This window comes from Pseudarthrobacter sp. MEB009, from assembly GCF_030208875.1.
Taxonomy (GTDB): domain Bacteria; phylum Actinomycetota; class Actinomycetes; order Actinomycetales; family Micrococcaceae; genus Arthrobacter.
This window is the reverse complement of the sequence record NZ_JARVTC010000013.1, coordinates 345,456-359,032: the sequence shown is the minus strand read 5'-3', so window position 1 is coordinate 359,032 and position 13,577 is coordinate 345,456. Positions and strand designations below refer to the sequence as shown.

General features: G+C 59.9%; 5 protein-coding genes. 3 read left to right on the top strand and 2 right to left on the bottom strand.

All coding sequences use genetic code 11. The features are described from left to right. Positions 1 to 5 precede the first annotated feature (5 nt). The gene (locus QRN07_RS12905) at positions 6 to 959 is read right to left on the bottom strand and encodes a carbohydrate ABC transporter permease (protein WP_285241225.1); all 954 of its coding nucleotides are present in this window, start codon (positions 957 to 959) and stop codon (positions 6 to 8) included. Positions 960 to 1,071: 112 nt separating this feature from the next. Next, positions 1,072 to 2,358 (bottom strand): ABC transporter substrate-binding protein, encoded by a 1,287-nt coding sequence (locus QRN07_RS12900; RefSeq protein ID WP_285241224.1) that lies wholly within the window; start codon positions 2,356 to 2,358, stop codon positions 1,072 to 1,074. 297 nt (positions 2,359 to 2,655) lie between these two features. Here QRN07_RS12900 and QRN07_RS12895 point away from each other — a divergent pair, with 297 nt between their 5' ends. The 3 genes from QRN07_RS12895 (at position 2,656) to QRN07_RS12885 (ending at position 13,471) form a co-directional block, all read left to right on the top strand. Further along, complete coding sequence (locus QRN07_RS12895; RefSeq protein ID WP_350224287.1) at positions 2,656 to 3,636, top strand: LacI family DNA-binding transcriptional regulator; 981 nt, start codon at positions 2,656 to 2,658, stop codon at positions 3,634 to 3,636. A gap of 413 nt (positions 3,637 to 4,049) precedes the next feature. Beyond that, positions 4,050 to 7,283: a DUF5695 domain-containing protein gene (locus QRN07_RS12890; RefSeq protein WP_285241222.1), complete on the top strand. Its 3,234-nt coding sequence runs from the start codon at positions 4,050 to 4,052 to the stop codon at positions 7,281 to 7,283. Between the two features lie 203 nt (positions 7,284 to 7,486). Next, positions 7,487 to 13,471: an OmpL47-type beta-barrel domain-containing protein gene (locus QRN07_RS12885; protein ID WP_285241221.1), complete on the top strand. Its 5,985-nt coding sequence runs from the start codon at positions 7,487 to 7,489 to the stop codon at positions 13,469 to 13,471. Positions 13,472 to 13,577: the final 106 nt, after the last annotated feature.

Genomic DNA, 13,577 nt, shown 5'->3' with positions numbered 1-13,577 from the left:
TGGTCTTACTCCTTCTCGCGCAGGGCGCGGAACTGAATGAAGTTGATGATCACCAGGGCTGCCAGGACAACGACGGACAGCGCCGCAGCGGAACCCAGATCAAAGCGCTGGAATGCCTCGCGGTAAATCAGCTGAACGACGGTGATTGTCGAGTTGTCCGGACCGCCTTTGGTCAGGATGAAGAACTGATCGAAGGCCAGGAGTGAGCCGGTGATGCACAGGATCAGGCACATCGCAATGGAAGGTTTGAGCAGGGGTACGGTGATGGTCCTGAAGATGGTCCAACGTCCGGCGCCGTCGATCCGGGCAGCTTCGTAGATGTCACCGGATATTCCCTGCAGGCCGACCATCAGGATGACCATGTAGAAGCCTGTGAAGCGCCAGATGATCAGGAATACGGTTGACCAGAGGGCAGCCTCGGGGGTTCCGAGGAAGGAGAGGGGCTCATCAATCAGTCCCAGGGACTGCAGGATGGGATTGATGGGACCGATGTTTGGGCTGTAGAGGCCCCAGAAGAGGAGTGCAGCTGATGCCAGGCCCAGTGCGCTTGGTACCAGCACGGAGGTTCGCAGGAATTTGTTCCAGCGGGTTACTTCCTGCACTATCAGGGCGATTCCCAGGGCAAGCGCCAGCATGATTACGGTGACGATCGCGGTGTACTGGAGGGTGAAAAGGATGCTCGGCCACAGCAGCGGGTTGTCCGCCAGGCCGGTGTAGTTCTCGGGAGCGTTGATGCCGCGGTTGCCGCCGAGCAGGCTCCAATCACTGAGGGACATCTGCCCCACGGTAAAGAGCGGTACGAGGAAGAGCAGGATGACGAAGATTGCGGTCGGTGCGGCATAACCCCAGCCGACGAGTGCCCGTTTGGTGGATTTGGATAAGCGGCGGCGTGGGGTTGCAGGGGCGCGGTCAGGGCCCGGAGCTGTCACCTTTGGTTCAATCTGGTTATGGATGGACATCGTTGTTCTCCTCGGACTGCCGGCCGGCTCTGGGCTCTAGGGCAGCGGTGGGCTTTTGGTGACGCGTGCGGGCAGCCGGTCAGGCTGCCCGCACGCGGGTATCAGGAGGGAATCAGTCGCCGAGTACGGCGTTGACTGCCTCGTTGTCTTTGTCAACAGAATTTCCGTCGCCGAACACGGCACCCCGGAACAGGCTGAGCCAAGGACCATTGGGGTCATTGAAAGCAGCGCCGAACTTCAGCGAGTAGGGGGTTTCGCCCTTGGCCGCGACCTTGTTGATGGCCACAACGCGCGGATCGGCGTCTGAGTACTTGTTCGAGGCCAGGTCTGTCCGGGCCACTACGTCGTTGTTTTTGGCCAGTACCTCGACCTGGGCTTCATCGCCAAGTGTCCATTTCAGGAATTCCCAGGCAGCATCCGCGTTCTTGCTGTTTGCGGAAATTCCAATGGCGTCGCCGCCCACGAACGTTGATTCCCCGCCCTTAATGCCCGGGATGGCCGCGACTCCTGTTGAAGCGGGCATGGACCCCAGGGTGGTGGAGGGCATCGGCATGACCCCGACCTTCCCGTCGGCAAACGGCTTGGTCCAGGTCGCGCCGGTTTCGTCCGCAGTTCCGGCGCCTGCGATGCCGTCGGCAGCCAGGCCACGGTAGGTCTTGTAGAGCTCTTTGGCTTCGCTGGATGCGAGGTTGGCGGATGTCCCGTCCTCGTTCAGTACGCTTTGGCCCGCGCCCCAGATCCAGGGGAAACCGGTGAAGACCATGCAACCACCGCAGTTACCGCCGAAGTATGTGCCGCTGACCCCGCCGCCGAGCTTGTTGACAGCCCGTGCCTGCTCATCAAATTCAGCCAGCGTGGTGGGGCCCTTGTCCGGGTTCAGACCGGCTTTGGCGTAGAGGTCTTTGTTATAGAAGAGCACGGACAAGTCCATAGTGTGGGGAACGACGTACTTTTTGCCCTCAAGCGTTCCGGTCTTGATGTGTGACTGGGCCAGGTCCCCGGCAAAGTCCAGACCGTCAATCCGGTCGGTAATGTCCGTGTACAGGCCCTGGGAGGTGTAGTTGGGGACGAAAACCACGTCGGAGGCGAAGAGGTCAGGCAGGCTCTTGGATCCTGCAGCCGCACCGATCTTCGCCTGGTAGTCATCCGTGGGAATAATGGTGAGCTTAATCTTCGTCGGGTGGTCTTTGTTGTAGGCGTCCACGAAGGCCTGGCTCTGGACTTTCGTGGCTGCACGGGTCCACATGGTCAGTTCTGCGGGGCTGCTGGACTGGCTTGCCGGAGTTCCGGCCGCGCACGCCCCCAACGTCAGGGCCGCAATGACCGCACCGGCAGCGCCGGTTACGGCCCGCCGGCTGACAGTGGGCTTCCCTCCACGGATGAAATCGAACATAGTCATCTCTTTACTCTTCCTTGAGCGGTTCACCGAACCCCTGCGGGTCGGGATCTGCTGCTTGTACGACCCGCGATCGAGGTCGGTGATGCAAACGGAATGAACGGGATGGTTTCGGAAAACATGCGTCAAAAAGCACAAAACAGAAAACTTCCGAAAACCTTTTTATAGAGTAGGGCCCGTGTAAAGTCAGGTCAAGGGTCTATCACTTGAGCTTTACGGAAAACTGGTGGGAAACGAATGACGAACGTGCTTGATAATCAGGACGCTACCGATCTCGTTCGCCCTCCAACGCTTCGGGATGTGGCGGCACTGGCAGGGGTATCCATTGCTACGGTTTCCAAAGCCCTCAACGGGCGGGAGCACGTACGGTCCGAAACCCGGCAGAAGGTGCAGCGGGCGGCGGAAAAACTCAACTTTTTCCCCAACGTCCTTGCCCAGAATCTCCTCTCGGGGCGGTCAGGTACTGTCGGGTTGCTGACCAGCGACATGGTTGGCCGGTTCTCCATTCCAGTTATGGTGGGAGCCGAAGATGCGTTCGGTTCTGACAGCATGTCTGTTTTCCTGTGTGATGCACGGGGGGATGCGATCCGGGAACAGCACCACCTCCGCGCTCTCCTGGGCCGCAGGGTGGACGGGCTGATCGTCGTAGGGGACACCACCAATCCCAGAAAATCCTTGGGCCAGGCATTGGGCGTTCCTGTGGTGTACGCCTACTCACCGTCAGAAGACAACAATGACATGTCCGTCATCAGCGACAACGTTGCCGCAGGCCGCCAGGCGGTTGAACATATCCTCAACTGCGGCCGCACGCGGATCGCCTACGTTTCCGGCGACATTGAGTACATGGCGGCCCGGGAGCGGGTCGCCGGGGCAACGGAAGCACTGGCCGAACGCGGGCTTACCCTCGTTGACGGGGCACCGCTGTACGGAGCCTGGAATGAAACCTGGGGCCGGGGTGCCGCCCGGCTGCTCCTTGAACGGCACCCGGACCTGGACGCCATCGTTTGCGCAAGCGATGAAATCGCCCGCGGCGTCCTGGACGTACTGCGTGAAGCGGGCCGGATAGTGCCCGATGATATCGCCGTCATCGGCCACGATAACTGGGAACAGTTCGCGAGCCAGGCACGGCCGCCCCTGACAACCATCGACATGAATCTTGAACTCGTAGGCCGCCGCGCAGCGCAACTGCTGTTTGCCGCCATTGACGGCAAGCCCGAGCCCGGCGTTCACGTCATCGCCACCCGCCTCGTCAACCGGCAGACGACGACGCCCACCCACTGAAGCCCGCCCGGAGGCGCCGGCGCCCCCTCCGCCAGCAGCACTCAACAGCCAGGAAAGAGCGTTTCGCATCTTTTCCTACCCCACAGCATCGCCCGATACCTTATCCAGGAGCCACCAACAGCCGCATGCGGTAGTTCTAGTACGCTCCCTTCATTACTTCCGAAAACTTCCGAAAACCTTTACTTAATTCTTTGGGCCACATAAAGTCCGGGGGGTATGAGGCTGCGCGCCCGGTCTGCGGGGCGTGGCGTGGTTCGCGACAAGGAAGTACGCGCTGGAATATGAAAACAACGAGTTTAAGTCTAGGGATTGCCTCTGTCCTCGTCCTCGGAATCGCCGCCCCGGCTATTGCCCTGGGCGGCAGTCCATCGGTCATTGCCTCGGTGGCTGAACCCGGGTTCTGTGAACGGCCGATGTCTGACAGCCCTGCGCAGCGGGCAACGGTTTCCGCCTCTTACACGGCGGCGTGGAACAACCTTGCCGCAGTCAAAGATGGCGTGGTCCTGCATCGCGGTGGTTCCCAGAACCAGATCTGGGGCACCTATTCAGGTGCGAACAGGCCGGCGCAGCAGTGGCTGCAGTACGACTGGTCCGGTCAGGGCACACTCACCGGAGCGACAGTTTCGTTCTGGTCCGAAACTGATGCAGATGTCGGCGGCGACGGGGTACTGGCACCAAAGTCGTGGAAGCTGCAGTCCTGGGATGGTGCGGCTTGGCGGGACATTGCGCTTAAAGACGGTGCCGCCTACCCGAGGGTAAAAAATGCCCCCAATACTGTCACGTTTGCAGGACCTGTCCTGACTGCCAAACTTCGTGCGGTTTTTGATGCCGCCTCCAACGGCACCAGCAACGCTGCGGTTGCAGTCAGCGAGTTTGCCGTGACCGGCGACGTGCCACAGGCCCCCGGCCGCGGGCAGGAGGTCCTTAGCAGCGACAGTTTCAATGTCGCCGTCGACCGGGGGACCGGGGGACTCTTCCAGCTCAGCAACGCCAAAGACACTCCCTCGTGCACGAACTACGTCATGAACCCGTCCCTGCACCCTCCGTTCGATGTCAATGATTCCCGCTGGACCGGCGATGTGGTGATGAAGGTCGATAACGTCAACCGGACGACAGGCCTGTCCGATGACATCCGGTCGGTCACCCGGGAAGGAAACGCCGTTAAGGTTGATTACAAAGGCACCGCAGCAAATCCCAACGGTATCCGCGGCTTTGGGCTCACCGAGAAATACGCACTGAGCGGCACCGCAGGCCAGGTCATGGATTGGTCCATCACCCTGGACAACACCTCCACCAAATCTATGGAGGTCCAGGACCTCGGTATTCCCCTGCTGATGAATTCATGGTGGGACGGGGGAAACCAGACAGGGATCTACGAGCAGAACGTCGCACGGCACTCCTACGTTGCCGGTGACGGCTCCTACATGTACTGGCAGCGGCCCAACGGTGAAGGCCCCTACCTGGTGATGGTCCCGGATGCGAACACTTCACTCGAGTTCAAAGACAAGGCCCGCCCCGGCGAGGGTCCCTTCGCCGAAAAGGACCCGTCATGGGAAGGACTTGTCGAGTACTACATCCACTCAAAGTCAAAAGCCCCGGAACGGGTGGCGGCCGGCAAAGCAGGCCAGTTTCTGCCTGCAACATCAGCAACCATCGCCGCCGGCCAGAGCAGGACCTACGGCTTCAGCTTCCAGTGGGCCAACTCCTACGAGGATATACGCAATGTGCTCTACAACGCCGGCGTTGTGGACGCTGTTTCACTGCCTGGAATGACCATCCCGCAGGGAACAACGGCCAAACTTGCCGTGCGGGCCAAGGCCGGCATCAACTCCGTGACGCCCGGCGGGGGAGTCACTGCCGCCGGAAACAACGCCACCGTCACACCCGCCGGAGAACGGAACGGCTACAAAATCTATGACGTGAAGTTCAACTCCCTGGGAGAAAACTTCATCACCGTCAACTACGGCAACAACAAGAAATCCGTGATGCAGTACTACTCCATCGAACCCGTGGAGAAACTGATCGAAGCCAACGCGAACTTCATCTCCACCAAACAACAGTCCAAGGACAAAACCCGCGGCTACGATGGCGCTTACCTTCAGTGGGACATGCGCACCAAACAGATGGTCACCCGCCAAAACTTCGGCTCAGTGGCATTATCCGGAATCAGCGAGTTCGACCTGCGATGGATGACCGGCGGCTCCGATGACGTCGGACTTTCCCCCGCCACCTTCCTGGCGGAAAAGAACGCCCTGGCCCCCAACGGGGCGCAGATCAAATCCCTCGATTACTACATCGACAACTTCCTCCTTGGCTACCTCCAAAACCAGGTCAAAGACGGAAAGCGGACCTGGAATCTTTACCACTGGTACGACGGCGGCGACGGAGACAGGCCTGCCACGGGACGCGAAGACGGCAGCGGCGACGTCGGCGACGGGCTGGCCACCTGGCGGGTGATGAACTCACCTCACGTCTGGAACACCTACTTCGCCATGTACAAAATCGCCAAAAAACACCCGGAACTGACCGCACGCAGCGCTGCCGACTACCTCGACTACACCTACAACACCATGCGGGCCTACTTCGAACACGACGACAGCCGTAAGTTCCTGCCCGACGCATCCCGCGACATGGCATCCATGGGCGAACTGTCACTGCCGACGGTGCGCGATGCACTTAAAGCAGAAGGCAAGACCGCGGAAGCGGATTCCCTCCAACAGCACTTCCGCCACAAGTACGACATCTTCGCCGCAAAAAAATATCCATTCGCATCAGAAATGAGCATCGACACCACCGCCTTCGAAGCCAACTACACCTTGGCCAAAATGTTTGGTGATACCCAGCTCGCCCAAAAAGTCACCGCCGCGTCCCTGTCATCACGCGGAACCCAGCCCCTGTGGTACTACTACGGGGGAGACAACCGGCACATGGGCGAATCCTGGTGGAACCTGGGATACGAAACCCAACTCGGCGCCTGGCAGCAGCAGGACTACCTCAAGTCCTACGACGCCGCAACAACCGGCTTCAACGCCGACGAGACCATGCGTTCGACCTACGGCGCCTACCTCGCAGGCTGGGCAAACATCAACTCCGGCCAGATCAGCTCCGACCCCGCCAACTACGGTGCCGCTTCCTGGCAGTACCAAAGCGAAAAGGGCTCCACCGAATACAGCTACATCCCCAACCTCAACGGCTGGTGGGGCTGGTCCGGCGAATCGGCGCTCGGCTTCTGGGGCGGCCTGAAAACCGCTGCCGTGAACATCGTCGATGACAAAGTCTTCGGGACGTACGCCTACGGCGGCGACATCACCGTCGTGAACGGAACAACCCGGATCACTCCCCAGGACGGGGTGCGCCAGCGGCTGACCATGTTCAACAAAAACAAGTTCGCGATGGACATTGAGGGTGCAAAGTACCGCGCCGCCACGATCAGCTCTGACCTTCGGACAGTGGAGGTGACGCTGGAGAACACGACCGCCAACAGCTACTCACCCTCGATCTCCTTGACCAGGCTCCCGGCCGGGAACTACCAGGTCCTGGTGGATGGGCAGCGCACCCAAACCCTCACCACCGACGGGACCACAGCCGCCCTGTCCCTGACCGGGCTCAACGGAACCACCAACACCATCAAAATCCAGCCGGTCTGATCGTTGTGATCACCTAGGTGCGACCCGCACCACACACCAGGGGAGGTGCCCGCTCCTAAAAGAGCTGGCACCTCCCTCGCACCCCTGCAAGATCCTCGCGGTATACGCGGCCACAGGGGTTGGCCTGCCCCAGCACCCATCCACGGGCAAGAGCCGAATGCATCAACACCAGCCCAGAAACGACAAAGAACGGGAGCGTCCCCATGACGCAAAAAAGTAGATTATCGCGGGCCATCACGGCCTGCGTTACCTCAACGGTTACTGCAGCCCTCGCCGGCTCGGTACTGATGGCAACACCAGCGAATGCCGCTGACGCTTGGGACCCATATGGTGAAGGGTTACAAAACACAAACGCCTCGCTGGGGTATCCCGCGTTTGTTAACGGCGACAAAGCCATTCCCGCAACGACTGCCGCCTATGACCCCACCACACCGTATTTGGGGCGGATTTTCGCCGCCGATGCCGCCGCCGGGGCAGGCAAGACACCCGGCAATGACTATTGGCTCGATAAAATGCTTGCCCGTGACGGCGTTCAACCCGACGAACCCGGCGGGCTGGACTTCGTCTCAGACCAGCCCAGTGACGTGAATTTCGACAACAACGGCGTCTTCTTCTCGCGGGGACGTGCCCTCTACATGCAGGACTCGGAAGCCGGGCTCGGTTTCCGGGGCAGGGTGGCCTACATTGAAGACCTCGGCAGCTCCGCTTATTCGCTCAACGCCACCATCAACGGGGTAAGTCTCACTTTGCAGGAGACCGAATCCAAACGACACAACACTCCCAGCTATTGGTACACCGAATATACCGGCGGCGGAATGCTGGTGAAGCAAACCAAGTTCATGACGCGGCAAAACGTGGCTGTGGAACGCCTGCAGATCACCACAACTGACGGATCCACCAAGACGGTCAGCTTCTCCCTCACCTCATCTCTGGCCCCAACGCTGGCAGGCACAGAACTAACCGGTTCCGTCGCTACCGCCCATAACGTCACCAAGGTCGCCACCAGGCTCTCAGGCGACCAGTTCACCGCCAGCGGCACAGCGCTTGCCCGCACCGTGGATGTTTCCCCCAGCGCCACGGACATCAAAGTCCAGATGGGATTCACCACCACCGAGATCCCGGAAAGCACTACCGAATTCGAAGCCGTCACCTCAGCTTCGCCCCAGGCAGCCTACGAAAACCAGACTTCGTCGTATAACTCCTGGTGGGTCCAGAACATCCCCTACCTGGAAACGCCGTCCGGGGAAATAGACAAAACCCTGTTCTACCGCTGGTGGCTTTTGCGGACGAACTTCCTGGACGCCCAGGTACCGGGCAACGACTTTCAGTTCCCCACTTCGTTGGAAGGGGTCTACGGCAGTGCGTACAACAACGCGATCGTTCTCACGGCCGGCATGTTCATTGAAGACATGAAGTATTTCCGTGACCCATCAAGCGCCTACGGAACATGGCTCTCCGCCGGCGAGGTGGCACGGAACAGCAAATACACCGACAACCCCGGTAACCCGAACAACTGGAACAGCAGTTATGCCAACTACATTTCCGAGGCGGCTTGGAACTCTTACGAACTGCACGGCGGTGATCCCTCCATTGCCAAAAAACTGGCCGCATACGCCGAGGATGACGTTGTAGGCCAGCTCAAAGAGTTCGATAAAAACAACAACAATCTGATCGAGTATTCCAACCCCGCACTGACGGGCAACGACGTGGATGCCGTGTCCTTCTCCTGGCGGAACACTGCCGCATGGACATCCCACCCCATGGACCGCCCGGAAACGGCCTATCTCTATTCAGGGGCACGCGCAGCTGCCGAAGCTTACAGAACCTCAGGCGACACAGCCGGAGCCGAGCGGATGGAACAAAAAGCCGCAGCCATCAAAAAAGCCGTCCTCGACGTGATGTGGGAAGACAAACGCCTCACCGCAGATGAAGCCGGTCTGTTCGGAAACATGATTAAGGCCAGCTACTCGGATGGCAGTTCCGGTCTGGCCGCGGGATCAAAGATCCCCTGGAAGGAAGTCAACATGTACTATCCGTACACCGTTGGCCTCATGCCCAAACCCGGAGACGCCGATTTCGACAAGAAGTACCTGGAGGCTTTCAGGCTGTTTGTCGATAGCGAGCACTACGCGCCCTTCCCGTTCTACACAGCAAACCAAAAAGACGCCAAGGCCCGGGCAATCAGGGATGCCGGGTCAGGGAAGCACTATTCCAACAACTTTTCCACCATCAACTCCACGGTGATGTTCAGGCTGCTCTCCTCGACCCTGCGGGACTATCCCAACAGCTACCTCACCAGCGATTACTACAAGAAAATGCTGTACTGGAACGCGTGGGCATCTTACGAAAAGGGCGACGTCACACGTCAGAACGAGAATGAATTCTGGTCCCACGGCTCAGCAGCTGACGGCGGATCGATCAAGTACCGCTCCTGGATCCACCAGACGCAGCTTGGCACCACCAACTTCACGATGATTGAAGACGCCATGGGTCTTCAGGCAAGGACCGATGACAAGCTGGAGCTCTCGCCGATCAACATCGACTGGGACCACTTCACCGCCAACAACCTCAAATACCACGACAAAGACCTCACCATCGTGTGGGATCAGCCCGGCGGGGAGAAACACTACGGTGATACCCCCGAGGGTTATTCGGTCTATTTGAACGGTGAGCGGGCCTTCACCATCGACGCCCTCGTCCCTGTCACCTTCGACACGGTCACCGGAACCGTCACCACTAAAGCAAACGTCACTTACAACAAAGCCAACGCGGTCAAGCAGGCCCGAGACGTCCGTTTTGCCTCCACAGATTCTGTCGTGGGTCTGCTCGCCAAAGCCGGTGTAGACATTGATCCTGCCTCCAGCGCTGCACCCAATCTGGCAGAAGGAAAACCCGCCACCGCCTCCTTCTCCGCCCCCGGCACTACCCCGTTTGGAAGTACTAACGTTCCCGGGAACGCCGTGGACGGGTCGACGGTCAATGAACCGTTCTGGGGAACTACGGGCTCACCGAATGCCAGTGACTGGCTGGAAGTTGATCTGGGCACCGAACAAACGATCAACGAAGCCAAAGCGTATTTTTACCGGACATCCTCCAGCACGACGGTCCAAGGCTACGCCGCACCGAAGTCCTACTCAGTCCAGTACTGGGACGGCACAACGTGGAAGTCTGTCACTGCGCAGGCGAGGACACCCAAAATCGCTGCGGGCAACGAGAATTCGATCCGCTTCGCGGATGTCCGGACCCAAAAGATCCGGATAGCCGTAACTCACCAGCAGGGCCAGAAAACCGGCATCAAGGAACTCCAGGTCCGACGGATCGGCACCGCCTACACGCCCGCGGAAAATGAAGCCCCGGCAATATCGGTGCAACGCATCACCGTGGCCGACCCCAGCATTGCCCGGTTCACAGGAACCGTCTCCGATGACGGCTTGCCAACCGGCGAACTGACGCAAAGCTGGGCCGTGACGGCCAAACCGGCCGACGACGCCACCGTCACGTTCAGCGATTCAGCTTCACCCAACACCACCGCCCGGTTTTCCATCCCCGGCTCCTATACCCTACGCCTCACAGCTTCGGACGGGATGAAGGAAACCAGTGTTGAACAGGTCATCAACGTCTCCGACATCCGGCCCCTCGGACCGGACGTTGGATCGTACGCAAAACCCGCCACCTCCTATGTAGCTCCCTGGAACCGGCTCAGTGCCATCAATGACGGCGAAACCGTGGGCACCGCGCAAACAGATCAGACCAAGCTGTGGGGAACCTACAGCGACAACAACAGGCCGGCCACCCAGACGGTGACTTATACCTGGCCGAACGCAACGCGTTTGGCAGGGGCCGGAATGGCCTTCTGGCAAGATACTGCCCAAGGAACGGGTGCCGGCGTGGCACTGCCCTCGGCATGGAAGCTGGAGTACCTGGACGGGGCCACCTGGAAACCGGTGATCCTGAAGCCCGGAACAACCTACGCCACGGCCGGAATCGGAACGTCCAACGAAGTCGCATTCGAACCCGTCACCACAACCCAGCTCAGGGCCACAATCTCGGCAAGCAAAGCCGCCTCCAGTTCGACATACTCCGCCGTGGCTGCATCTGAATTCGACGTTTTCAGCGACTACCCCAGTTCCTATGAGGTAATTGCCAAACGCACCAGCGCGGGCGTGTTGGTAACCCTTCCCGAGACAGCCACCGTCGTGTATCCCAACGGAAACCGGGGAGACCTGCGGGTGAGCTGGGATGCGGTCGAACCTTCACGGTTCAACGCCCCGGGCACCGTTACCGTCACCGGGGTATTCACCGGATCAACACTGCCTGTCACGGGCACCATCAGCGTCGGCGAAACGGGAAGCGAGGTCATCTCCATCGACCCGCAAACCGCACAGACGCTGGCAGGGAAAGCACCGGATCTGCCCAGAACGGCTGTAGTGGTCTTGGGCGGTGGAAACGGAGCCAGGGAATCCAGGCCCGTCACCTGGGATGCGGTTGATCCAGCCGCCTACGCACAGACGGGCACCTTTACAGTCGCAGGCACTGTGTCTGGAACCGGACTCAAAGCCTCCGTCACTGTTACCGTGGACCCGGATCCCGCAGCAGCCACCAAACCCGCGGCACCGGCCGCACCTTCTGCCACCGTAGCGGGAGCTGATGCGACCATTAACTGGACGGCACCTACGAACGGCGGAAACCCCATCACGAGCTACACCGTCACGTTGAACGCCGCCAACCAGGTACCGGTCACCAAGGCGGCGACGGGAACCACCACCACGTTCACGGGACTAACGGCCGATACGTATTCAGTGACCGTGTCAGCTACGAACGCCGTAGGAAAATCCGAGGAATCCCCTGCAACAGGGTTCACGGTTGCTGCCGCTGATGTGCAGGCGCCCACACTGGCAGTGTCTGCCTCTCCGGAGGTTGCCGACGGGAACGCGGGTTGGTGGAAGTCAGTGGTGAACGTTGCCGCCACCGCAGCCGATGAAATCGATCCCAAACCGGTGGTCGAAATCAGCCGTGACGCCGGAACAACCTGGGCTCCTTTCACGCCCTTGGTTCTCGGCGGGGGCACCCCCTCGCTCCAGCTCAGGGCCGTGGACGCCGCGGGCAACAAGTCCCCGGTCATCGAGCGGGCCTTCAAGATAGACAGGGTAATTCCCACTGCCACGGCAACCGTCGACCAGGCAGCACGGAAGGTCACTATCAGCGGCACCGATCCCGAGCCGGGGTCCGGGATTGACCGGATGGAGTACAGGGACAACCCCGACGCCGGCTGGACAGCTGTCCCGGGTTCTGCAACGGCAATCACTGTCGGACAAAAGGCCACAACAGTGGAATACAGGGCCATCGATTCTGCGGGAAACCCCAGCGCAGGACAGTCCGCGCTGGTGCCAGCAGCATCCGCGCCGAAAGCAACAGTGACCACGACATCGGCCACCGAACCATCAGCACAGGGTTGGTACCAGACGGACGTCCTGGTCAAGGCCACAGCACCGGTCGGATACGCCGTACAGTACCGGCTCGACAACGGAACCTGGAAAGCTGCTACGCAGACGCTGACTGTTTCGACCAGCGGCCCGCACACCATCGAACACCGGTTGCTCAAGAACAACGTCCTAGTGGACGGATCAGTCTCAAGCACCTCGGTCAAGATTGACAAGATCACACCGGTAACATCCGTAGCCGCCTTGCCCACCAGCCTGGTCGGCACACCCCGTAACCCGGTCAACCTGACCTTCTCCGCCAGGGACATCCACTCCGGAGTCGCGAAGATCGAATACAAAATCAACCAGGGACCCTGGACCACGACAGCGGCTACCACCACGGTGGAATTCTCAACCGTGGGCGACTACGCCGTGGCATACCGCTCCTTGGACGAGGCAGGAAACATCGACAGGATCCGTTCGACCACAGTGAAAATCACGCCCAACACAGCAACAACGCTGAAGACAGGCGTCAGCACCGTCAAACCGGGTGGATTCATCACCTTCAATCTCACCGGCTTCAACCGATGGGACAAAGTCTCGCTCACCAGCGGGTCCACTGAAGCATCGTCAGTACTCACAGACGAGAAAGGCAACGCCAGACTCACCATCCAAATCCCGGCCGGGGCCCCAACAGGAGCATTGGTCCTGACTGCAAAGGGAAGCGCTGAGCTCACAGCTACGACCAAGATCATCGTCGTCAAATAGCACCTGAGCTGATCCATAAAAGGAGGTGCTCCTGTTCACAACAGGAGCACCTCCTTTTTCACGTGCTTCGAGCCGCAAAAAAGAAGCAGGGTTCGGCCCCCGGCGC